Raw genomic sequence first — 22,194 nt, 5'->3', positions numbered from 1 at the left:
GATCCTGCTTCGATCTTCTCGATCACGCGCTCGGCGCGCCGGTCCTGCCGCCAACTGGTATCACGACCGGCACGACCGGCTTGAACGTGCGTGCCAGTCCCCGTCCGGTCAACCGAAAATCTCCGTGGACGGGGCTCGATCGGGACCGGCTGTGCGGGCTGCTGCGGCCGCCGTGATGCGGCCGCAAGCCATGGCTTCAGCCACCCGAGCTCCTCTGCATCAGGGCCTGGGCTTCTTTCAGATGCTCCTGCAGGGTCGGCAGGGTCCGCTTCGCGAAGTCGCGCAGCTCCGGCGTCCTGGCGTGCTCGGCTGCGTGCTGGAACAGGGCCACGGTCGTCACGTGCGCGCCCACCTGCTCCGCCACGTAGACCTCGTCGAACTCCTTGCCGGCATAGGCGCGCATCGTCTTCTCGACCTCCTGTGCGATCTCGGAAGACCGCTGCGGCGGCTTGGTGCCGCGCTCCATCGCGAGCTTCACGAGCGCGTCGTTCGCCTTGGTGTGGTCCTCGACCATGCGCCGGGCGAACTTCTTCACCTCGTCGGAGCCCGTCTTCTCCTGCGCCAGATTGCCGAGCGCCACCTCCGCGAGGCCGCCGTCCGCAGCCTTCAGCACGAACTCGAGATCGGCCGGCGCGAACGCCGCCGGGCCGCCCGTGGTCGCGGCCTGCTGAGCGTGAGCGGAGGGCTGGATGGCGGCTGCCGCCAGGGCGAGAGCCAGCGCCGGAACGGCGAGCTCGATGCGCGACATGGGACGATGCTCCGGTTGGGCCTGTGTCCGACAGGCCAACGCGGAGCGGCCGAGCCGGTTCCGGAGCACCCCTCCCGATAGCCTCGCCCGGCTTTGTGCACGGCTCGTATCGGTATATATCATTGATATCTATCACGATGGAGCCATCATGGCCGACACCGGTATCGCACGCATCTTCAAGCATGGCCGCAGCCAAGCCGTGCGCCTGCCGTCAGCCTTCCGGCTGCCCGGCGACCGCGTGCGCGTGCGTCGGGTCGAGGGCGGCATCCTTCTCGAGCCCATCCAAACCGATCTCGACGCTTGGTTCGCAGCGCTCGACCGGTTCGCCGCGGTCCCGTTCATGGAGGATGGCCGCGATCAGCCGCCCATGCCCGAGACGGAGGATCTGTTCGGTTGAGCTACCTGCTCGACACCAATCTCGTCGTCGCCGTGCTCCGGAACCGGCCAGCCATGGTGCGTGAGCGGCTGCGGGACGTCATGGCCGAAGGGGCGTCGGTCGCGGTGCCTACGGTCGTGCTCTACGAGCTGTGGTACGGCGTGGCCCGCAGCCAATACCGGCGCGAGAACACGGAGCGGCTACGCATCTTTCTCTCCGGCGACATAGGCATCGTCCCCTTCGAGGCGGAGGATGCCGCGATCGCCGGCGAGCTGCGTGCCGAGCTGCAGGTGGCAGGAAGCCCGATCGAAGCCTACGATCTGCTCATCGCGGCCCAGGCGCTCAGGACCGGAGCCACGCTGGTCACGGCGAACGTCGCCGAGTTCGCGCACGTGCCCGGGCTCGCGTGGCAGGATTGGAGCCACGAGGCCTGACCGAACGACTGGCCCCGCTCTGCTCCCCATGACGGCGCAGCGTCAGACATCCAGCTCCTTCACGAGCTGCGCGTTCTCCTGGATGAAGGCGAGGCGCAGCTCGGGCCTCCGGCCCATCAGCTCCTCGACGAGCTGGGCCGTGGGCTTGCCCGCGACGTCCTCGATCCGCACCTGCAGGAGCTGGCGCCTCGAGGGGTCCATCGTGGTCTCCTTGAGCTGCTGCGGGTTCATCTCGCCGAGCCCCTTGAAGCGCCCGATCTCGACGTTCTTCCTGCCCTTGAACACGGTGGCAAGGAGCCGTTCCCGGTCCTTCTCGTCCCTGGCATAGGCCACCGTGCCGCCGTGGCTGAGGCGATAGAGCGGCGGCTGCGCCAGGTAGAGATGGCCGCGCTCGATCAGCTTCGGCAGCTCGCGGAAGAAGAACGTCATGAGCAGGGCCGCGATGTGGGCGCCGTCGACGTCCGCGTCGGTCATGACGATGACCTTCTCGTAGCGCAGCTCGTCGTAGCGGAAATGCTTGCCCGCCCCGCAGCCCAGGGCCGTCACCAGATCGGCCAGCTCCTTGTTGGCGGCGAGCTTGTCGGCCGTGGCCGAGGCCACGTTCAGGATCTTGCCGCGCAGAGGCAGAATCGCCTGCGTCTCGCGATTGCGGGCCTGCTTGGCCGAGCCGCCGGCCGAATCGCCCTCGACGATGAAGATCTCGGTCCCGTCCCGCGCCTCCCGCGCGCAGTCGGCGAGCTTGCCCGGCAGGCGCAATTTGCGCGTCGCCGATTTGCGCCCGACCTCCTCCTTGGCCTTCCTGCGAGCGAGCCGCTCCTCGGCCCGGCGTGCCACGTGCTCGAGCACGGCCGTGGCCGTCGCCGGATGGCTGCCGAGCCAGAGCTCGAACCGGTCGCGCACCGCACCCTCGACGAGGCGCGCGGCCTCGGGCGAGACCAGCCGCTCCTTGGTCTGGCCCTGGAACTGCGGCTGGCGTATGAACAGCGAGAGCAGGATGCACACCCCGCCCATCACGTCCTCGGCCGTGACCGCGCTCGCCCGCTTGAAGCCGATCCGCTCGGCGTGGGCCTTGAGGCCCTTGAGCAGCGCCGAGCGCAGGCCCGCCTCGTGCGTGCCGCCCAGAGGTGTCGGCACGGTGTTGCAGTACCAGCCGGCATAGGTCTCCTCGTCGATCGGCCAGGCCACCGCCCACTCGACCTTGGCCCCGCCATCCAGCGCCGCCTCGCCCGTGAACGGCTCGTCGGCCACGAGGTCGCGCCCGTTCAGGAGCGCTTTCAGGAAGTCGGCGAGACCTTGGGGAAAGTGGAAGGTCTCCTCGGCCGGCACCGGCCCGCCCGCCTCGAGCAGCGAGGGATCGCATTTCCAGCGGATCTCGACCCCACGGAAGAGATAGGCCTTGCTCCGCGCCATGCGGTGCAGGATCTCGGGCCGGAAGCGCGCGGCCTGCCCGAAGATCTCGGGGTCGGGAATGAAGCTCACCGTGGTGCCGCGCCGGTTGGGTGCCGCACCGATGGTGGTGAGCGGCCCGAGAGGCAGGCCGCGTGCGAAGCGCTGGGTGTAGAGCGTGCGATGGCGCGCCACCTCGACCACGAGCTCGGCCGAGAGCGCGTTCACGACCGAAACGCCGACACCGTGCAGGCCGCCCGAGGTCTCGTAGGCCTTGCTGCCGAACTTGCCGCCCGAGTGCAGCGTGGTGAGGATCACCTCGAGCGCACTCTTGTCCGGGAATTTCGGGTGCGGATCGACCGGGATGCCGCGGCCGTTGTCGCGGATCGTGATCCGGTTCGCGGCGGAAAGCTCGATCTCGATCCGGGTGGCGTGGCCCGCCACCGCCTCGTCCATGGCGTTGTCGAGCACCTCGGCGACGAGATGATGCAAGGCCCGCTCGTCGGTGCCGCCGATATACATGCCAGGGCGCCGCCGGACCGGCTCCAGGCCCTCCAGCACCTCGATGTCGTGGGCGGTGTAGGTCTCGCCGCCTCTCGTGTCGCCGGCGAGATCGAGCAGGTCCGTCATGCGCTCCGTTCCGTTCGTTGCGGGCAAGGATCGGCGCGCCGTTGCAAAGGCCGGAAGGAACGGCACCGGCGGTTGCGGCACGCGCCATCGAATTGATGGTCGGAGCCGTCGTGCCCCGTCAAGCCGGGAAGCGGCGCGACCGAGAACATATATAGAACGTTTATCGGCGCACCGCAAAAGCTATGGCGGAGTGTGACTCGCGCCGCATGGCGGCCGATGCGCCCACCCGCTGGATCGGGCCTCGTCGACGATCGTCAACGGGCTCGCCGGCAGGAAACCGGGTCGCACCGGCCCGGAGCCGGCGATCCTGCACTCAACCCTGCCCGGCACTCCGTCGTTGGACGGTATCGAGCATCAGGGTCGCATGGGCGAAGGCACCACCGGCGCGCATCTCGGCTGCGACCCAGACCGCCTCCATCAGCTCCTCGGGCGTGGCACCCGCCTTCAGGGCCGCCTTGGTATGGCCCTGGATGCAGTAGGGACACTGGGTCACGTGGGCCACGGCCACGGCGACGATCTGCTTGATCTTGGCCGGCAGCGCTCCGTCCTTGAACACGACCTCGCCGAAGGTGCGGAACGCATCGGCCGCTTCGGGCGCCAGCCGGTGTCGCAGCTCGGCGAGCTCGCGCGTCGCCTTGGGGTAGAGGTCCTCGCTCATCCGACTCCTCCGTTGCGGGCATATGGCCGGAAGGCGTGCGCTTCCGCCGCACCCTGTCATCCTGGCACGCCGTCCCACGGCGGGACATGTTAGGCTTCGCTTGCACGAGCGAGCGGCACGAGCACTCTTCCTCACCCGAGCCGATGCGCTTATCCATCCGTGAGCGAGCCCGAAACCGGATCCGACCGGACCAGTCATGAAAGCAAACCCTGGCTCGGCGGCCGGTTCCCCGACACCGGTCGTCGAAGCGAAGCCCTGCGGGAACACCGGCGAGACGGTCACCGAGCGCGCGCTGCGCTTGCGTGTCCGGCAGCAGGAGATCCTGGCCGAGCTCGGCGTGCGGGCGCTCCGAGGGACACCCTACCCCGAGCTTTTGGAATATGCGGTGCAGTGCACGGCCGAGGGCCTCGAAGCCGAGTTCTGCAAGGTCATGGAGTATGTCCCGGCCGAGAACCGCCTCCTGCTGCGCGCCGGCGTCGGCTGGGAGCCGCATCTCGTCGGCACGGCCAGCGTCGGCGCCGACCTGGCCTCGCCAGCGGGCTTCGCGCTCCGGACCGGCAAGCCCGTCATCTCGAACCATCTCGAGAACGAGGAGCGGTTCCGCACGCCCGAGCTCCTGGTCGAGCACGGCATCCGCCGCGCCATGAACGTCATCCTGCAAGGAGAAGGCCGCCCTTACGGCGTGCTCGAGGTGGACAGCCGCTCCCCCGGCGAGTTCGGCGAGCAGGACATCGCCTTCCTGCAAGGGGTCGCGAACCTGCTCGGCATGGCGATCGAGCGCCAGCGCATCGAGCGCGACCTGCGCGCCATGGTGGAGGAGCGCGAGGTGCTGCTGCGCGAGGTCAACCACCGGGTCAAGAACAGCCTGCAGCTCGTGGCGAGCATGCTGAGCCTGCAGGCCAATGCCACCGACAAGCCCGACGTGCGCCACGAGCTGCGCGAGGCTGCGACCCGCATCAACGCCATCGGCCGGGCGCACCAGCGTCTCTACCGCAGCAACGACGTCCGGGTGATCGATCTCGCGGCCTATCTGGTCGACCTGTGTGCCGACCTGAACGCAGCCTGGCCCGAAGGCGAGGTCGTGGCGAGAACGCCGGACGAGCCCGTGCCGATCGCCACCGACCGGGCGATCCCGCTAGCACTCGTCGTCAACGAGCTCGTCACGAACGCCACCAAATACGCCTATCCCGGCCGGCAGGACGGCCTGGTCGAGGTCTGCCTCGACCAGGCGCCCGAGGAAAGCCGGGTCGTGCTCGCGGTGCGGGATGCTGGCGTGGGCCTGCCGCCGGGCTTCGCGCCCCACGCCAGCACGGGCCTCGGCATGCGCATCGTCACCGCCTTCGCGCAGCAGCTCAAGGCGGAGCTGCGGATACGGCCGCTTGACGTGGGAACCGAATTCTCGCTGGTCATTTCCTTGCAGGCTCCCGACCGGGCGGGTTGAACGGGTGCGCCGCCCCATCGGAACGAAGGAAGGTGCGATGACCGATCTTCGCGGCTCCGAGCCGGCGGTGCGCACGCTCGCCATGCCGGCCGACACCAATCCCTCGGGCGACATCTTCGGCGGCTGGATCCTGGCGCAGATGGACATCGCCGCCGGCACGGTAGCGTTCGCGCGCGCGAAGGGCCGGGTCGCGACCGTTGCGGTCGAGGCGATGACCTTCCATCAGCCCGTCTTCGTGGGCGACGTGGTGAGCTGCTACGCGCAGGTGATCCGGGTCGGGCGCACCTCGATGACGCTCCTCGTCCAGACCTGGGCCCGGCGCGGCCGCACCAGCGAGGAGATCAAGGTCACCGAGGGCCGGTTCACCTGCGTCGCCATCGACGACAACCGCAAGCCACGGCCCGTCCCGGCCGAGGATTGAGCATCCCCGCTAGCGCCGCTCGCCGGCCGGGAGCGCCCGCGGCGCATCGGCGATCCGCACGGTTCCAGCGCAGGCGCCGACGAGGCCGCAGGCGAGGACGACGAGCCCCAGCGCCACGCCGAGCGAGCTTCCTTGCGCGGCCAGCCCGATCAAGGGCGGCCCGGCGAGGAAGCCCAGATAGCCCACGCTCGCGGTGGCCGCGATCGCCGCACCCGGCTCCTGTCCCGGCAGCCTGCCCGCCGTGCCGAAGAGCACCGGCACGAGGTTGGAAAGGCCGAGGCCCATGCAGGTGAAGCCGAGGACCGCCGCGACTGGCACGCCCACGAGCAGCGCCAGCCCCAGCCCGGCCGCGGCCAGGAACGCGCTCCCGCGCACGAGCGCCACCGCACCCACGTGCTGGCGCAGCCGGTCGCCGCCGAAGCGGCCCACGGCCATCGCGGCCGAGAACGCCGCGAAGCCGGCGGCGGCGAAGCTGGTGCCCGTTCCGAGATCGTGACGCAGATAAGCGGCGCTCCAGTCGAGGGCCGATCCCTCGCTCATCATCACGAGGAAGCAGAGCGCCCCCAGGCCCAGCGTGGTCCGGCTCGGCAGCACGAAATGCGGTCCGGCCTCGCCACCCACGTCCACCCGACCCGGCAGGAGCCGCGGCAGGGCGACGAGCGCCACCGCAAGCAGCCCGCCCGCCGTTGCGAGCACGTGCGCTGCGGGCGGCAGCATCTCCAGAAGAAGAGCGCCGACACCGGCGCCGATCAGGCCGCCCAGGCTGTACATGCCGTGCAAGGACGACATGATCGGCCGCATCAGCCGCGTCTCGACCGCGACACCATGGGCATTCATGGCGACGTCCATGAGGCCGTTCGCCGCCCCCAGGCACGCCAGCGCCGCGACCAGCAGCGGCAGATTCGGGGCCAGCACCGGCAAGGGCAGGGCGAGGCACAGGGCGAGCGTGCTCGCCGCGGTGACGGGAGCGCTGCCGAAGCGGGCGATGACGGCTCCGCTCGCCAGCATGGCGACGAGCGCCCCGCCCGCGATCGCGAGCAGCGCCGTGCCGAGCACAGCCGGACTCAAGGCCAGCCGCTCCTGCACGAGCGGGATGTGCGGCGCCCAGCTCCCGAACACGATGCCGTTGACGAGAAAGACGGCAGCCACGGCGCGGCGCGCACGGCGGAGAGTCGAGAGCGGCAGCATGTTCGGCCTTTCGCGAGCGGATCGGGAAAGGCTTCTTGCCCGAATGCCCGGCCGCGGTCATCCCCGCTCAGCGCCAGCCGCCCCGGATCAGCGCCCGCTCGGTGGCCGCATCGACCGGTTCGCCCGCCCGCAGGGTCGCGAGCAGCGCATCGCCCGGCGACGGCTCCTCGCCGGCCGGAGCGTAGCCGTCACCGGACATGGCTACTCCCTCGGGCACGAGGAGTACGAGCCGCCAGGCGCCGTCCGCCTCCCGGCATGCCGCCCCTAGCGCCTTGCCCCTGGCCCTGACCTCCTCGAACGCCCGGCACCAGCGGCCGGCAGTGTCACGGAAGGTCGCCGTCGGCGTGATCGCCCGTCCGTCGGCGATCTCCCGGCTCTCGCCCGAGGGCGTGCGCCCGAGGGCCGCGGTCAGCGGATCGACGCCGTGTCGTGCCACGCTCCACCCCGCCACCAGCCCCAGCGTCAGTGCCACGCCCGCCGCCAGCGGCAGCGTCCAGCGCTGCCGGCGTCCGATGTGCGGCCGCACCATGGCCCGCACCCGGCGTTCGAGCAGCTCCGGCACGGGCTCCTCGGGATAGGCCAGAGCCAGAAGGGCTCCCGTCGCGCGGAAGCGCTCGACCGTGGCCCGCGCCGCCGCATCGCCGGCAAGCGCCTCTTCGACTGCGTGCAGCCGTTCCGGCTCGAGCGTGCCGTCCGCGTAGGCCATCAGGGTCTCGTCGTCGAGCTTCATGGGCATCCCGATCACCACCGCGCTTGGCATGAGGGCGCGCTCTCCCCTCTTGCCGACCCACCCTCGCCCACGAGGTCGAACAGGCTCCTGCGGGCGCGGGCGAGCCGGCTCATCACCGTGCCGATCGGCACGCCCAGGCGTTCCGCGGCCTCGCGGTAGCCGAGCCCTTCGGCCACGACGAGAGCCAGCACCAACCGCTGCTGCTCCGGCAGAGCCGCGATCCGGGCGCGCACCCGGGCGAGCATCACCCGCGCCTCGCCGTCGCGACTCCCGTCGGCGCCCACGAGATCCCGCGCCGCATCGAGATCGACGTGGCGGTGTCTTGTGGCCGCGCTGCGCGCCCGGTCGAGCCAGAGATTCTGCATCATCTTGAACAGCCAGCGATCGAGTCTGGTGCCGGGGGCGAAGCCGTCGGCCCGACGCAGCGCCCGCTCGCAGGTGCTCTGCACGAGATCGTCCGCCTCCGCGTCGTCGCGGCAGAGCACGCGCGCGAACCGGCGCAGATTGGGCAAGAGCGCCACGAGCTCTTCTTCGTCCATCCCCGCTCCCCGAGCGGCAGCCTCGCACCGCGGACCGTCGCGACAACGAATTCGTAACGCCTTCTATTCCATGCTGCCCACGCATGGCCGCCCCGCCGCGCCCGAGCCCGGACGCGCGGGACTAGCGGCGCTCACGGCCTCGTTGTCGTCGTGTGCCGCCGACGATGCGGCACACCGACGAGCCCAACAGAAGAGACCCGAACATGCGTTCCTGCCGTGCCCTTCTCCTCGCCACCGTCGCCGCCGGTGCCGTGTGCCTCCCGCTCGAGCGTACCGTGCATCTGGCCTTGTCCGGCATCTCGGCACCGCTCTACGCTACGGCCTTCGCCCGCTCCTCCGATCGCGGCGGCGATCATGGCCGGGGCGGCGACGACCACGGCAGGGACCGCGACCATGATCGAGGCGACGACCACGGGGGTGGCCACGATGACGGCCGGAGCAGCGACGATCACGGCAGGAGCCACGACGAGCGGGGCAGCGACGACCGCAGCCACGATGATGGTGCCGGGCACGATGCCGGCGACGATCATGGCCGCCGCCACGACGGCCGGGACGACGCCCTGAAGCGTCCCGTGTCCTACTGACCGCCCGAGAAAGGCCCGAGGAGAGAATGGCCGTCATCCTCCCGTCCCGGGCCTTCCTGCTCGCCGCGCTCGGCCTGCTCGCCGCCGTCCCGGTCGAGCGCGCGCTCCCGGCGCTCGTCGCGCCGGGCGGCCTTGCCATCGTCTCCTGCGCCCTCGCCAAGGACGACGGCAGAGGCGGCAGAAGTGGAAGCGACGACGGCAATAGCGGCAGCGACGATCGTGGTGGCAGCGACAGCAGCAGCGACGACGGCGGCAGCAGCGGCAGGGGCGGGGGTGACGGCGGCCGTGGCAGCAGCGGCCGTGATGCCGACAACCGCAGCGACGACGACGGCGGCCGTGGCAGCGACGACGGCAGCGGCCACGGAGGCGGTGGCAGCGCTGACGACAGCGCGAGTGGAACCCCGGCAGCGAGCGACGAGCGGCGCGGCGCCACGGCCGGGCGCTCCGGCGCATGGCCACGGAACGGCGGCAACGACCGCGACGGCTCCGACGACCTGCTCGCGGTCGATCTCGGCCCGACCGAGCTGCGCCGGGCGGAAGCGCAGGGCTTTCGCGTGCGCGAGCGGCGCACGCTCGGCAATCTTGGGCTCACCGTCATCCGGCTGGCCCCGCCGCCGGGCTTGGGCAGCGGTCCTGCGCTCGACCGGCTGCGAGCGCTGCTCCCGAACCGCACGCTCGCCCCCGACGACTCGTACCGGCCGCAGGCGGACGACGGCTGCAGCGGGCGGTGCTGGGCTGCGAGCCTGATCGGCTGGCCGCGGGAGCCTTCGGCCTGCGGCAAAGGTGTGGTGATCGGGCTCGTCGATACCAGGGTCGAGCTGCCGGCCGCGATCGTGGCCGGCGCATTCCAGGATCGCAGCTTCGTACCCCTGGGCGCTCCCCTGGCGCCGCCCGGACACGGCACCGCCGTGGCCTCGATCCTCGTAGGCGGCACCGACGGCACCGTACCTGCCCTGGTGCCCGCGGCCCGGCTCGTCGTGGCCGATGTGTTCGCGGCCGAGGCTTCGGGTGGGATGCGTGCCGGCGCGCTCGAGATCGCGGCCGCTCTCGACTGGCTCGCCGGGCGCGGCACCTCGGTTGTCAACGCCTCGTTCGCCGGCCCCGACAACCCGGTCCTCGCTGCCGCCGTGGCACGCATCCTCCGGCGCGGCATTCCGATCGTGGCCGCCGCTGGCAATGGTGGCGCCGAGGCGCCGCCGGCCTATCCTGCAGCCTACCCCGGCGTCATCGCCGTCACCGCCGTCGACCGGGGGCTCCGGCCCTACCGGCGCGCCAACCGGGGCAGCTACATCGCCTTCGCCGCCCCCGGCGTGGACGTGCCGACCCGGGACGAGACCGGCTCGGCGCTTCGCTCGGGCACCTCCTATGCCGCGGCGTTCGTCACCGCCGCTCTTGCGGCGCTCGCTGCCCGTGCCCCCCTGCCTCCGGCCGAGGCCGAGCGCCGTCTCGCCGCGGTGGCGCAGGATCTCGGCCCGCCGGGGCGCGATCCGGTCTTCGGCTGGGGCCTGATCCGGGCATCCGGCACCTGTGTGGGGGCCAGCTAGGGCTCGCTTCGGACGGGGCGGAAGTGCCCTTCATGCGTCACGACCGGGCCCTGACCCGGTCATCCGGCTTCTGCTCCGCTGCCTGGACGGCCGGCTCGAAGACCGGCCATGACACCCTCTCCCGAGGTGCTGGAGACCTGCCTTTGCGCTGCTCATCGGGGTGGACGCAGGCGCCTTCTACAGTCCGAGATAGAGCTGGAACTCGACCGGGTGCGGCGTGCCGGCGACGACGTCGCACTCGCGGCGCTTCACCTCGAGATAGGCCTGGATCAGGTCGGGCGGCATCACGTCGCCGCGGGTCAGGAAATCGTGGTCGGCCTCGAGCGCATCCAACGCCTCGCGCAAGGAACGGCTGACCGACGTCAGGTCCTCGGCCTCCTCGGGACGCAGATCGTAGAGATTCCGGTCCATGGCGTCGCCGGGCTCGAGCTTGCGCTCGATGCCGTCCAGACCCGCCATCAGGATGGCGGTGAAGGCAAGGTAGGGGTTGGCGCTCGGATCGGGGAAGCGGACCTCGATCCGCTTGAGCTCGGGCCGCGAGGCGTAAGGAATGCGCACCGCCGCCGAGCGGTTGTAGGCGGCGTAGGCCAGGAGCGCGGGCGCATCCTCGCCCGTGCGCAGGCGCTTGTAGCTGTTCGTGGTCGGGTTGGTGAAGGCGTTGATGGCGCGCGCGTGCTGCATCACGCCGGCCACGAACTGCAGGCACAGCGTGCTGAGGTCGGCATAGCCCTGACCGGCGAAGGCCGGCTTGCCCGCGCACCACAGCGACGCATGCACGTCCATGCCCGAGCCCGGCTCGTCGGCGACGGGCCTCGGCATGAAGGTGGCGGTCTTGCCGTAGGATGCCGCTACCTGGTGGATCACGTACTTCGCGAGCTGGACCCGGTCGGCGCCGCGCACGAGGCCCGTGGTGCCGAACGAGAGCTCGTTCTGGCCGGTGGCGCGGCCGTGCGCGTGCTTGAGCCCGTCGACGCCGAGCCCGGCCAGCACCGTCGCGATCTCGGCCCGGATGTCGGCCATGTGGTCCGAGGGCGAGAGCGCCAGATAGGCGGCGTCCGGGTTCGGCCGATGGCCGTCGTTCCGACCTCCTGCGGCGGCGCTGGTGCGGCGCTCGCTCGCCACGAGCTGGTAGGAGCCGTGCAGCGGCCCGACCTCGACCTTGACCTCGTCGAACAGGAAGAAGGCCAGCGCCGCGGCGACGCGGACCTCGTCGGCGTAGCGGCAGCCCTTGAGATGGGCCTCGGCCCGCTGCGCCGTCGCACGCGGGCAGCGCTCGTAGCCGAGGCCGGTGCCGGGCTCGGCGACGTCGCAGATCACGACCAGGCTCGGCTGGGCGCTGAACGGATCGACGAACGCGCTCTCGAGGTCGGGCTTGAGGAGAAGGTCCGCTTCGGTCACGTCGCGCCAGCCCGGCACCGCCGAGCCGTCGATGAACACGCCGTCGCGCAGGATATCGGCCGTGACCCCGCCGGCCTCGCGCGCCACGTGCCGCCAGCGGCCGGTCAGGTCGGTGAAGCGGAAATCCACGGTCCGAATGGCTTCGGCGCGGATGCGCTCGATGGTGCTGCTGGGGTCGCTCATCTCGTCCCTGACCGGTTGCTCCATAGAGGTCGCCTGTTTAGCGGCGCCGCCGCGAGCCGCAATGGTAATCGCTCGCCACGCGCCGACCAACCGGGACGCATCGCCACGCTCCTTGCAGCCGCGGCTGCTGCTGCGTATGGTGCCGCCTCCATGCGGGCGTAGCTCAGGGGTAGAGCGCGGCGCTTACACCGCCGGTGTCGGAGGTTCGAATCCTTCCGCCCGCACCAGCATCCGCAGCCGGCTCAGCGGCGAAAGAACAGGCGCCGCCACCACGACCGGCGGGCACCCTCCCCGCTTCCTTCCGACGCCTCTTCGCCGAAAGGGTCGTCCAAAGCGTCGGATGCCAAATCGAGCCGCAGCCGCCGCGCCTTGCCGCCGAGCCACAGCGGGGCCGGCTCCACCTTCTCCAGCCGGTCGAGCACGAACCGGGCCAGCTCCTGCACCCGCTCGTGCGCCGGCGATTCCGGAGCGAGGCTGCCCACCCACTCGCCCCAGGCATAAGATTCCTGGAACGCGAGGTGATGTGGCAGAGGCGGGGCGATCAGCTCCTTCGACAGGCCCAGATGGCGCGAGACCGTGCCCACCGGGTCCGGCACCTCGTCGGTCACGCGCGTGGGCACCAGCACGATCTGCGGCGGGTGCTTGCGGCGCTCGCGGTGCGCGAGCTCCACGTATTGCAGCACACGCTGCGTGCCGTCGAGGTCGGGCAGCGAGGTCCCGACCGGCACCACGATCACGTCGGCGATCATGAACGCCGCCCCCATGGCGGGCACCACCACCGAGGGGAGGTCGATCACTAGGATGTCGGTCTTGAAGCGCAGCTCCTCGGAATCGGCGATCCAGCTCCCGACCGCATCGAGCGAGGCGAGTGGGGCCGGGTAGCACGCGACCGGCAGCTTCTCGAGCTCGGCCCAGCGCGTCGCCGTCGACTGCGGGTCGGTGTCGAGGATGGCCGTCGTCTTGCCTGCCGCCGCCAGCGCACAGGCGAGATTGACCGAGACCGTGCTCTTGCCGGTCCCGCCCTTGAGATTGCCGACGGCGACGACCCGACCATGCCTCAGCCGAGGCCGCTCGCCGAACTTGATGAGCTGGTTCACCGCTCGCACTCCGGTCACCCGCGCTTCAGCAGACCCATGGATCGGGATGCTCATCTGGAGGTTGCAACCTGTCCGGCACCTGTGTGCCTACCGGTTCGCGGCCCGCGATGCAACGTCCGAGAGGCTGGGATCGGGGCGGCAACGGACGGAGGTGGCGGCGCTGCGACCCCGAAAGCTCAGCCGGCGCAGCCCGTCCTATCCGAACCAGTCGGCCGAAGGCTTCGGTATTGCACCGCACACAATCCCGCCCCTAAAGAGGGGAACCGACGGGACGGTGAGGGAGAAGAGCCATGCCCGCTGTGACCATCGACGATGCGCTCGGCCGGATCGGCATCGGCCCGTTCCATTATCGTCTCCTCGCCATCTTCGGCCTGGTCTGGGCGGCGGATGCGATGCAGGTGCTCGCGATCGGCTTCGCCGCGCCATCGCTCGCGGCGAGCTTCGGCCTCACGATCCCGGAGGCGATCCAGGCCGGCACCACCTTCTTCCTCGGCATGCTGCTGGGTGCGTGGGGGTTCGGCCGGCTCGCGGACCGGATCGGCCGGCGCCGGGTTCTGATCGCCACGGTGCTGATCGACGCCATCTTGGGCCTCGCCTCCGCCTTCTCGACCAGCTTTCCGCTGCTCCTCGCGCTCAGGTTCCTGACCGGGGTCGGTGTCGGCGGCACGCTGCCGGTCGATTACGCCATGATGGCCGAGTTCCTCCCGCCCGCGCGCCGCGGCCGCTGGCTCGTGGCGCTCGAAGGCTTCTGGGCGGTCGGCACGATCGTGGTGGCGCTCGCGGCCTGGGCGGCGAGCCAGTGGGCGGGACAGGACGCCTGGCGCTGGCTGTTCGTGCTGACCGCCCTGCCGGCCATGGCGGGCTTCTGGCTCCGGCTCTGGCTGCCGGAATCGCCCCACTATCTCGTGCGTCGGGGTCGGGTGGAGGAGGTGCGGGACGTCCTGGACCGGATCGCCCGTGGCAACGGCAAACCGCCGGTGCACGAGCCCCTCGCCGCCCCTGTGGCCCGGCGCGGCCGGATGCAGGAGCTGCTCGCGGGCGGGCTGCGCCGGCGCAGCCTTCTCATCCTCGCGGCGTGGCTCCTGGTCTCGACCGCTTATTACGGCGTCTTCATCTGGCTGCCGGGCCGGCTCGTCACCGAGGGCTACGGCTTCGTGCGCGGCTACGGCTTCCTCGTGCTCCTCGCGGTGGCGCAGGTGCCGGGTTACCTGCTCGCGGCCATCGGTGTGGAGACGATCGGCCGGCGCCGCACGCTGATCGCGTTCCTTTGCGCTAGCGCCGCCGGCTGCTTCCTCTTCGTCGTCGCGAGAGAGCCGCTCCTGATCGGCGCGGCGCTGCTTGCCATGAGCTTCGCGCTCCTGGGCACGTGGGGTGCGCTCTACGCCTACACGCCCGAGCTCTACCCGACCGAGCTCCGGGCGACCGGCATGGGTGTCGCCGGGGCGATGGCGCGCCTGGGCGGTCTCCTCGCGCCTTCGGCCGTAGCACTCATCATCGGCCTGGGCTTCGGCACCGTGATAGCGTTGCTTGCCGTCCTTCTCGTCCTCGCCGCCTTCGCGGTCGGCGGGATCGAGATGGAGACCAAGGGGCAACCGCTCGACCAGATCGCCCGGGCCTGAGGCGGCGCTCAGTCCGGCAGCACGAGCGGGGCGAGCTCGGCGAAGCGGTCGCCCGGCCCGGGGTTCTCGGGGTGGGTGGCACCGCCCAGATGCCGCACGATCCCCCAGACCGCATTGAGGCCCGTGGTCACGGCGCCTTCCACCCAGCCCGGCGTCCAGGAGATGTCGTCGCCGGCGAGGAACAGGCCGCGCTCGACGGGCGGCAGCCCGTCCTGCATGAAATGGCAGTACATGCGCCGGTTGTAGCGGTAATGGCCGGGCAAGGCGCCTTTGAAGGCGCCCAGGAAATTGGGATCGCTCTCCCAGGAGACCGTGATCGGATCGCCCACGATGTGCCGCTTGATGTCGAGGTCCAGGTAGATCTGCTGCAATGCTCCCAGCATCAGCTTCACCCGCTGGTCGACCGGCAGCGGCAGCAGCTTGAGCGCGTCGCCCATCCAGCTATAGGACAGGCAGATCACGCCCGGTCGGTCGTCGCCGTTGTCGAAGAGATAGGTGCCGCGCGTGAGCCGGTCGGAGAGCGTCATGCTCATCCGGTAACGGCCCGTGGCAGGGTCGCGCTCTTTCCAGAACGGCCGGTCCACCATCACGAAGGTCTTGGCCGATTGCATGTAACGCGTACGATCGAGTGCCATCCACATCCGGTGCGACAGGAGCGGCTCGGCGCAGGCGATGTGGGTCGTGAGCAGCCAGGACTGGCAGGTCACGAGCACGGCCGGGTACTCGCGCGTCTCGCCCCAGCGGTCGGTCACGGCGAGCCGCCCTTCTCCCGCCGGCGCTATCCGCGCCACCCCGGCCCGTGGCGCCCCGCCGTGCAGCCGCTCGAGCGAGGTACCGCGCGGCCAGTGCGCGAGCTTCTCGGGCGCCATCCGCCACAAGCGCCGCGGCAACTGCTCGACCCCGCCCACGACCAGGCGCTGGTTCTCGTCCTGATCGGTGACGATGACGCGTAAGATCTCCAGCATCGAGTTCGGGAAATCGGAATCCCATCCCCCCGTCCCGAACCCTACCTGCCCGAACACCTCGCGGTGCCGGAACGAGCGGCTCGCGAACGCCCGGCTGGTGGCGACGAAGTCGTAGAAGCTGCGATCGTCCCAGATCGGCACCAGCTCGTTCCAGATCGCCTTGATCCGGCCCACGTCGCGCGCCCGGATCGCGTCCTGCATTGCCGAGAGATGCGCCCCCTCCTCCACCGCCTCGCGCCAGGCATCCGCCACCTCCTGGAGCAAAGGCGGCAGGTCCTCGGGCCGCTCGGCATAGACCGGCACCCCGTCGAGATCGATCACGGTGCTCGGCGTGTCCGGGGCCAAGGGGTTCGGGAACGGCCGGGTCTCGAGCCCGGCGAGGTCGAGATAGTGCCAGAACGCGGTCGAGGAGACGGGAAAGCGCATCCCGCCCAGCTCGGCGATCACCCCCTCCGCCGCCTCGAACGGCTGCGAGCGCAGGCGCCCACCGAGCCGCCCCGCCTCGTAGACGACGGGCTTCAGGCCGAGCTTCATGAGCTCGAACGCCGCCACGAGCCCGGCGATCCCGGCCCCCACGATCGCGACCTCCTGCCCGTGCCGCTCGGCCGGCAGCCCGCCGAGCCCGGCCGGATGGCGCAGCCAGTCGTCGTAAGGAAACGGGAAGTCCGGGCCGAAATAGGTCACCGGCCGCCGGTCGGCCGAGACGCCGGTCGCGGGCGCGTGCGGCGCCGTCATGCCGGTCGCTCCGCGGCAAGAGCGCGGTAGAGCGCCGGCCGCCGGTCGGCGAGATAGGGATTGAGCCGCCGCGAGGCCTGGAGCAGCCCGCGGTCGAGCTCGGCCACGATCAGCGCCTCGCCCGTTGCGGGCGCGCGCGCGAGGTCGCGTCCGTCCGGCCCGACGATGCAGCTCAGGCCGTGATAGACGAGGCCGCCCTCCCGCCCGCAGCGGTTGGCATAAGCCAGGAAGATCTGGTTCTCGTAGGCGCGGGTCGGCACCATCGACCGCGCCACGAATTGATAAGGCTCCATGAGCGCCGTCGGCACGGCGACGAGCTCCACCCCTTCGAGTGCCAGCAGCCGCACGTTCTCCGGGAACTCGACGTCGTAGCAGATCAGGATGCCGAGCCGCATCCCCCCGAGCCCGGCCACCGTGGGTGGCCCCTCGCCCGGCGCGAAGGCGTCGCGCTCGTCCGGACCGAAGAGATGGGTCTTCCGGTGATTGGCGAGCCGCGCGCCGTCGGGCCCGAGCAGCAGCGCCGCGTTGTAGACCCGCCCGTCCGGTCCCGCCTCGGGATAGCCGTAAAGCAGGGCGATGCCGCACTTGCGCGCGATCCCGGCCGCGGCCGCGGCCGAGGGTCCGTCCACGGGCTCGGCCAGCCGCTTCACCGCCTCGGCGCCGATATTGTAGCCGGTGAGGAACATCTCCGGGCAGACCAGGAGCCGCGCTCCCCGTCCCGCCGCCGCGTCGGCCACGGCCGCGAGCCGCTCGAGGTTGCGGCCGACGTCGCCGCCCTCCAGCGGCCCCTGGAACACCGCGATCCGCATCACCGCCTCCCAACCGCCGACGCGGCACCGTTCTTCCCGGCCTCCAGCTTGTCCCCGATCCGGCGCATCGAGACAAGCCCCGCCCGCCCCGAGCCGAGGACGTAAGGCTCACCGGAGAAGGCCGATGCTCGCCCTATACCGAGCCGGTCGCTCTTTCGAGTCGCTGGAACCGACGCGTCAAAGCACCTCTATTGTTACATTTGATTCACAGATGCATCAGAGAATATCATCTGTCACGTATCTTGGCAAAAGCTCTTTCCATGACCAACCTTCCCATGTTTCCTCCGTACATGTTAAATGCTCTTTGTATAGCTTTATCGCCGAGCCTGTCTGGCGGTACTTTGCAGTCAACCGTTGCCAATCTAGCAAATGATACGATGATCTTCCCCAGTTCATTTTTGAGTCTTTCTGTATCGTCCTGCAGAGCATAGATGAGCATATTCCGGAATATAGACTCATCTTCTGGCGTCGTATTGTTTTGCATGCAGGCAGCCAGAACCAAAGGATCCACCTCATTCGCCTCTGCATTGCAGCTGCTGAGCGTGATGGCAAACGTTGCAGCAAACGCAACTGCGCCTCCAAAGGACGCTCTCATCGCATGATCCTCAAGCGGCACGTTCGCAACAACCTCTGTTTATCACCTATAAGTCGATAAGACCATGGTGCATACCACGGCGGTTCAGCCGAAAGACCGGTGGCTGCAGCTACCGAATCCCTCGCCTGATCACCTGCAGGCGTGGGTCGCGCTCCGAGCCGTTCGCGTGCAACGGCACCTCCGACCGATCCGAGACGAGCGGAAGCCCGCCTTGTCGGCGCCGTTCCGGCACGCGCGATGCACCTCGCGCCGAGCGAGGCTGCGGGCGACAGCCGTCAGAGCAGCGTGTCCTCGGGGTGCGCCGCTAGGAGCTCCTCGGGCCGCTCGTCCAGGCTCACGATCACGTCGGCGCTAAAGCCGGTCCTCTGGCCTTCGAGGATCACCTTCTGGTCCTGGCCGCTCAGGAACGGCCCACCGACCTCCCGCTGCCACAGGCTGCCGAGGTCGATCACCATGCCGCCGGCATCGAGCGTCACGTCCCGGTCGCTGCCGTCGATCCGACCGTCGTGGTTGCTGTCGAGCGCTGCCCGCACGTCCACGACCCGATCCTCGTCCGGCCCGCCGACGGGGCTATCGTTGACCGCGACGTAGAACGCGAGCTTGTCGCGACTCGCATCGAAGCGCGCCACCCGGTCGACCCCGATATAGTCCTGCACGCGGCCGACGAAGTCGTGCAGCTCGAACGTCACCGTGTCGGCGGCCCGATCCCGGCCGAGGTCGATGCGGTCGTGGTCGACATGCGGCTCCGGCTCGAAATAATCGTGCTCGACCGTCCCGCCGCTGAGACGGTCCGCTCCTGCGCCGCCCCGGACGGTATCGTCCCCGGCGCCGCCCGTGACGACGTCGCCGCCGGCGCCACCGTCGAGCAGCGCCCTCGCCGCTCCGCCCGTCAGCACATCGTCGCCGCCGCGGCCGAAGACGCGGTCGGCGCCGCCGAGCCCCGTGGCGAGGCTGTTGGCCCCCGCATCGCCCAGGATGAGATCGCCCGGGCCGGAGCTGCCGATCACGCCCTCGATGCCGACCAGCCGGTCGACCTCGCTCCCCTGCACTGCCCGCTGCGTGGCGAGGTCGACCCGAAGGCCGTGCGTGTCGCCGTCGTAGCTGACGATGTCGAAGCCGGCACCGCCGTCCACGAGGTCGTTCGCACGGTCGCTGCCGTAGCCGTCGCGCAGCTCGTCATCGCCGGCGCCACCGTAGAGGCGGTCGCGGCCGGCCTCGCCCGCGAGCACGTCGTCGCCCGCCCCGCCCAGAACCAGATCGTCGCCGTTGCCGGCATAGACGACATCGTCGCCGCCCTCACCCTCGATCCGATCGCGGCCGTCGTCGCCGTTGATCAGATCGTGCGCCGCCCCGCCGTGGATCGTGTCGTCGCCGCCCTTGCCGCTGATCTCGTCCTCGCCTCCGCCGCCCCAGAGCAGGTTGGCGAGCCCCGAACCGTCGATCCGGTCGGCAAAGGCCGAGCCGATCGCGTTCTCGATGCCGCGGAGCGTGTCCCTTTCGATGCCGGGGTTCACATCGAACAGGCCGAAATCCACGCGCGCGACCGCCGTGCCGGCCACAAGGTCGATGCTCATCCCGTAAGGGCCGCCCAACGTGCCGCGATGGCCCGGGTTGTGGGCCCAGCTCGCCGTGTCGGTCCCGCTGCCGCCATCGAGCAGATCGTCGCCGGTGCGGCCGTCGAGAAGGTCGTCGCCGCCGAGGCCGTAGAGCCGGTCGGCGCCCACCGTCCCGACGAGTCCGTCGTCGCCGCTCGTGCCCGACCTGACCGCCATGGCCTGTCTCCCCTCCCGCTCGTCCGAGCTTCCGTTCTACCATTCCGGCAGGTACCGACCAACGGCCGGGCGCCGATGCTCCCCTCGAACGTCCACTTCCGATGCACACCGAAGCCAGCCTGATCACGCGCGGCACGCCGGCGTTCCGGCGCACGAACCTCGCCCTGTTCGCGGCCGGGTTCTCGACTTTCGCGCTCCTCTACTGCGTGCAGCCGCTCATGCCGCTGTTCTCGGCCGAGTTCGGGCTGGGTGCCGCCGCGAGCAGCCTCTCGCTCTCGGTCACGACCGGGCTCCTTGCCGTCGCCATGCTGGTCGCGAGCTCGCTCTCCGAGGCGCTGGGCAGGAAGCCCGTCATGGTGGCCTCGCTCCTGGCCTCGGCGGCGCTCACGATCGCTGCCGCCTTCGTTCCGGGCTGGCACGGGCTCCTGCTCGTCCGGACGCTGGAGGGTGTGGCGCTCAGCGGCCTCCCCGCCGTGGCGATGGCCTATGTCGGCGAGGAGATGGAGAAGGGTTCCATCGGCCTCGCCATGGGCCTCTATATCGGCGGCAGCGCCGTCGGCGGCATGGGCGGCCGGCTGATCTCGGGCATCCTCGCCGATTTCTTCTCCTGGCGGGTCGCGATCGGTGCGCTCGGCCTCGTGTGCCTTCTGGCCGCTCTCGCCTTCTGGAAGAGCCTGCCCCCATCCAGGAACTTCCGCCCGCGGCCCCTGGCCTTGGGCAACCTCCTCGCCCGCTTCGTCGAGCATTGCCGCGACGAGGGCCTGCCCTGGCTGTTCCTCGAAGGGTTCCTCCTCATGGGCAGCTTCGTGACGCTCTACAATTATGTCGGCTACCGCCTGCTCGCCCCACCCTACGAACTCGGCCAGACCGCCGTCGGGTCCATCTTCGCGGTCTACCTCATCGGCATCTTCAGCTCGGCCTGGGTCGGCAACCTCGCGAGCCGGCTGGGCCGCCGCCGGGTCTTGTGGGCCGTCATCCTCCTGCAGCTCGCCGGCCTCGGACTCACGCTCGCGACCCCGCTGCCGCTCGTGATCGCCGGGATCGCCGTCTTCACCTTCGGCTTCTTCGGTGCGCACTCGATCGTGAGCAGCTGGGTGGGCCTCAGGGCGCTCGAAGGCAAGGCGCAAGCCTCCTCGCTCTATCTCTTCTTCTACTATCTGGGCTCGAGCCTCGTCGGCTCCGCGGGCGGCCTGTTCTGGACCGCCTTCGGCTGGCCCGGCCTCGCCGCCCTGTTGGCCGCGCTCCTCGCCACGGCCCTCCTCGTCGCCTTCCGCCTCGCGGCGCTCGCACCATTGCCCCAGAACCGGCCGAAGACGACATGACACGAGTGACGGCATCTCGTGGAGACGGCCCATGATCTTCCGCCTGCTCGTGAGCGCTGCTCTCGTGCTCCTCCCGCTCGCCGGCGCTGCCGCCGCAGAAACCGCCTGGTATCCCGTGCCCGAGGATTCGCATCCCCACGACGTCGCCCCGGCCCCGGACGGCACGGTCTGGTACACCGCGCAAGCCCAGGGTGCCCTCGGCCGGCTCGATCCCCGCACCGGCCGTACCGAGCAGATCCCGCTCGGCGAGGATTCCGCCCCCCACGGCGTCATCGTCGGACCGGACGGTGCGCCCTGGATCACCGACGGCGGCCGGAACGCGATCCTGCGCGTCGATCCTGCGAGCCGTGCCGTCCAGGCCTGGCCGCTCCCCGACCGCTACGGCCCCGCCAACCTCAACACCGCCGCCTTCGACCAGAATGGATATTTGTGGTTCACCGGTCAGAACGGCGTCTACGGCCGCCTCGATCCGAGATCGGGCGCCGTGCAGGTGTTCCAGGACCCGGACGGCCCGGGTCCCTACGGCATCACGGCGACACCTTCGGGCGAGATCTACTACGCTTCGCTCGCGGGCTCGCACATCGCGAGGATCGACCTCGCGACCGGCAGGAAGACCCGGATCGACCCGCCGACGCCGAGCCAGGGAGCACGCCGCGTCTGGTCGGACAGCAGGGGCCGGATCTGGGTCAGCGAGTGGAACGCGGGCCAGGTCGCCGTCTACGATCCCGCCGACGAGAGCTGGCGGAGCTGGCGACTGCCGGGGAGCCACCCCCGTGCCTATGCCGTCTACGTCGACGATCGCGACGTGATCTGGCTCAGCGACTTCGGCGCCAACGCGATCTTGTCGTTCGATCCCGTGAGCGAAACCTTCACGAGCTTCCCGAGCGATCGCCCGAACGCCGCGGTGCGCCAGCTCCTCGGCCGGCCGGGCGAGGTTTGGGGCGCCGAATCGGGCACGGATCGCCTGGTCGTCATCCGCACGCACTGAGCGTCCGGCCGCGATGCCTCCGGCAGGGTGCG

The 22,194-nt window shown here is 70.4% G+C and carries 21 protein-coding genes and 1 tRNA gene; 10 read left to right on the top strand and 12 right to left on the bottom strand.

Going from position 1 to position 22,194, the window contains the following annotated elements; all coding sequences use genetic code 11:
- Positions 1-196: 196 nt before the first annotated feature.
- On the bottom strand, positions 197-748 hold the full coding sequence (locus tag U1T56_RS14130; RefSeq protein WP_418160129.1) for a DUF4142 domain-containing protein: 552 nt from the start codon (positions 746-748) through the stop codon (positions 197-199).
- Positions 749-896: 148 nt separating this feature from the next.
- On the opposite strand from U1T56_RS14130, the gene U1T56_RS14125 reads away from it, so the two are divergent.
- Both U1T56_RS14125 and U1T56_RS14120 read left to right on the top strand, forming a co-directional pair.
- Positions 897-1,145: an antitoxin gene (locus U1T56_RS14125; protein WP_418160128.1), complete on the top strand. Its 249-nt coding sequence runs from the start codon at positions 897-899 to the stop codon at positions 1,143-1,145.
- Positions 1,142-1,558 (top strand): type II toxin-antitoxin system VapC family toxin, encoded by a 417-nt coding sequence (locus tag U1T56_RS14120; protein ID WP_418160127.1) that lies wholly within the window; start codon positions 1,142-1,144, stop codon positions 1,556-1,558. The genes U1T56_RS14125 and U1T56_RS14120 overlap by 4 nt, the downstream gene beginning before the upstream one ends.
- A 42-nt stretch (positions 1,559-1,600) precedes the next feature.
- Here U1T56_RS14120 and parE read toward each other — a convergent pair whose 3' ends face one another.
- A complete protein-coding gene (gene parE, locus U1T56_RS14115) occupies positions 1,601-3,574 on the bottom strand; it encodes a DNA topoisomerase IV subunit B (protein WP_418160126.1) in 1,974 nt (657 codons plus the stop codon).
- Between the two features lie 313 nt (positions 3,575-3,887).
- Entirely contained in the window at positions 3,888-4,232 is a 345-nt protein-coding gene (locus U1T56_RS14110; RefSeq protein WP_418160125.1) for a carboxymuconolactone decarboxylase family protein, read from the bottom strand.
- Positions 4,233-4,428: 196 nt separating this feature from the next.
- Here U1T56_RS14110 and U1T56_RS14105 point away from each other — a divergent pair, with 196 nt between their 5' ends.
- Positions 4,429-5,673 carry a sensor histidine kinase gene (locus U1T56_RS14105; RefSeq protein WP_418160124.1) on the top strand — a complete coding sequence of 415 codons (1,245 nt, stop codon included), beginning with the start codon at positions 4,429-4,431 and terminating at the stop codon, positions 5,671-5,673.
- A 37-nt stretch (positions 5,674-5,710) separates the two neighbouring features.
- Positions 5,711-6,094, top strand: coding sequence for an acyl-CoA thioesterase (locus U1T56_RS14100; RefSeq protein WP_418160123.1), 384 nt, complete (start codon positions 5,711-5,713; stop codon positions 6,092-6,094).
- Between the two features lie 9 nt (positions 6,095-6,103).
- Here the strand turns inward: U1T56_RS14100 and U1T56_RS14095 are convergent, their stop codons facing one another.
- The 3 genes from U1T56_RS14095 to U1T56_RS14085 all read right to left on the bottom strand — a co-directional run bounded on the left by U1T56_RS14095 (position 6,104) and on the right by U1T56_RS14085 (position 8,551).
- The gene (locus U1T56_RS14095; protein ID WP_418160122.1) at positions 6,104-7,282 is read right to left on the bottom strand and encodes an MFS transporter; all 1,179 of its coding nucleotides are present in this window, start codon (positions 7,280-7,282) and stop codon (positions 6,104-6,106) included.
- Positions 7,283-7,349: 67 nt separating this feature from the next.
- The gene (locus U1T56_RS14090; protein WP_418160121.1) at positions 7,350-8,042 is read right to left on the bottom strand and encodes a hypothetical protein; all 693 of its coding nucleotides are present in this window, start codon (positions 8,040-8,042) and stop codon (positions 7,350-7,352) included.
- Positions 8,024-8,551, bottom strand: a complete 528-nt coding sequence (locus tag U1T56_RS14085; protein WP_418160120.1) for an RNA polymerase sigma factor — start codon at positions 8,549-8,551, stop codon at positions 8,024-8,026. The genes U1T56_RS14090 and U1T56_RS14085 overlap by 19 nt, the downstream gene beginning before the upstream one ends.
- Positions 8,552-8,754: 203 nt before the next feature.
- Between U1T56_RS14085 and U1T56_RS14080 the strand changes: the two genes are divergently transcribed.
- Both U1T56_RS14080 and U1T56_RS14075 read left to right on the top strand, forming a co-directional pair.
- A complete protein-coding gene (locus tag U1T56_RS14080) occupies positions 8,755-9,135 on the top strand; it encodes a hypothetical protein (RefSeq protein WP_418160119.1) in 381 nt (126 codons plus the stop codon).
- Positions 9,136-9,161: 26 nt separating this feature from the next.
- Positions 9,162-10,679: a S8 family serine peptidase gene (locus U1T56_RS14075; protein WP_418160118.1), complete on the top strand. Its 1,518-nt coding sequence runs from the start codon at positions 9,162-9,164 to the stop codon at positions 10,677-10,679.
- 177 nt (positions 10,680-10,856) lie between these two features.
- On the opposite strand, the gene glnA is transcribed toward U1T56_RS14075, so the two are convergent.
- Entirely contained in the window at positions 10,857-12,260 is a 1,404-nt protein-coding gene (gene glnA, locus U1T56_RS14070) for a type I glutamate--ammonia ligase (RefSeq protein ID WP_418160117.1), read from the bottom strand.
- A 152-nt stretch (positions 12,261-12,412) separates the two neighbouring features.
- Between glnA and U1T56_RS14065 the strand changes: the two genes are divergently transcribed.
- Positions 12,413-12,487, top strand: a tRNA-Val gene (locus U1T56_RS14065).
- A gap of 15 nt (positions 12,488-12,502) precedes the next feature.
- On the opposite strand, the gene U1T56_RS14060 is transcribed toward U1T56_RS14065, so the two are convergent.
- Positions 12,503-13,357, bottom strand: coding sequence for a ParA family protein (locus tag U1T56_RS14060; RefSeq protein ID WP_418160116.1), 855 nt, complete (start codon positions 13,355-13,357; stop codon positions 12,503-12,505).
- A 290-nt stretch (positions 13,358-13,647) separates the two neighbouring features.
- Here U1T56_RS14060 and U1T56_RS14055 point away from each other — a divergent pair, with 290 nt between their 5' ends.
- Positions 13,648-14,976 carry an MFS transporter gene (locus U1T56_RS14055; protein ID WP_418160115.1) on the top strand — a complete coding sequence of 443 codons (1,329 nt, stop codon included), beginning with the start codon at positions 13,648-13,650 and terminating at the stop codon, positions 14,974-14,976.
- A gap of 8 nt (positions 14,977-14,984) precedes the next feature.
- On the opposite strand, the gene U1T56_RS14050 is transcribed toward U1T56_RS14055, so the two are convergent.
- The 4 genes from U1T56_RS14050 to U1T56_RS14035 form a co-directional block, all read right to left on the bottom strand.
- Positions 14,985-16,676, bottom strand: a complete 1,692-nt coding sequence (locus tag U1T56_RS14050) for a flavin monoamine oxidase family protein (RefSeq protein WP_418160114.1) — start codon at positions 16,674-16,676, stop codon at positions 14,985-14,987.
- Complete coding sequence (locus U1T56_RS14045; protein ID WP_418160113.1) at positions 16,673-17,485, bottom strand: carbon-nitrogen hydrolase family protein; 813 nt, start codon at positions 17,483-17,485, stop codon at positions 16,673-16,675. Before U1T56_RS14045 ends, U1T56_RS14050 begins: the two co-directional genes overlap by 4 nt.
- A 226-nt stretch (positions 17,486-17,711) precedes the next feature.
- On the bottom strand, positions 17,712-18,080 hold the full coding sequence (locus U1T56_RS14040; RefSeq protein ID WP_418160112.1) for a hypothetical protein: 369 nt from the start codon (positions 18,078-18,080) through the stop codon (positions 17,712-17,714).
- Positions 18,081-18,355: 275 nt separating this feature from the next.
- A complete protein-coding gene (locus U1T56_RS14035) occupies positions 18,356-19,852 on the bottom strand; it encodes a calcium-binding protein (RefSeq protein ID WP_418160111.1) in 1,497 nt (498 codons plus the stop codon).
- A 101-nt stretch (positions 19,853-19,953) separates the two neighbouring features.
- Here U1T56_RS14035 and U1T56_RS14030 point away from each other — a divergent pair, with 101 nt between their 5' ends.
- Positions 19,954-21,174 carry an MFS transporter gene (locus U1T56_RS14030; RefSeq protein ID WP_418160110.1) on the top strand — a complete coding sequence of 407 codons (1,221 nt, stop codon included), beginning with the start codon at positions 19,954-19,956 and terminating at the stop codon, positions 21,172-21,174.
- 31 nt (positions 21,175-21,205) lie between these two features.
- Positions 21,206-22,162: a Vgb family protein gene (locus U1T56_RS14025; protein WP_418160109.1), complete on the top strand. Its 957-nt coding sequence runs from the start codon at positions 21,206-21,208 to the stop codon at positions 22,160-22,162.
- Positions 22,163-22,194 lie beyond the last annotated feature (32 nt).

The sequence above is a fragment of the Benzoatithermus flavus genome (assembly GCF_037908215.1).
In the GTDB taxonomy this organism is placed as follows: domain Bacteria; phylum Pseudomonadota; class Alphaproteobacteria; order Geminicoccales; family Geminicoccaceae; genus Benzoatithermus; species Benzoatithermus flavus.
This window is presented reverse-complemented; position numbering and strand designations above follow the sequence as displayed.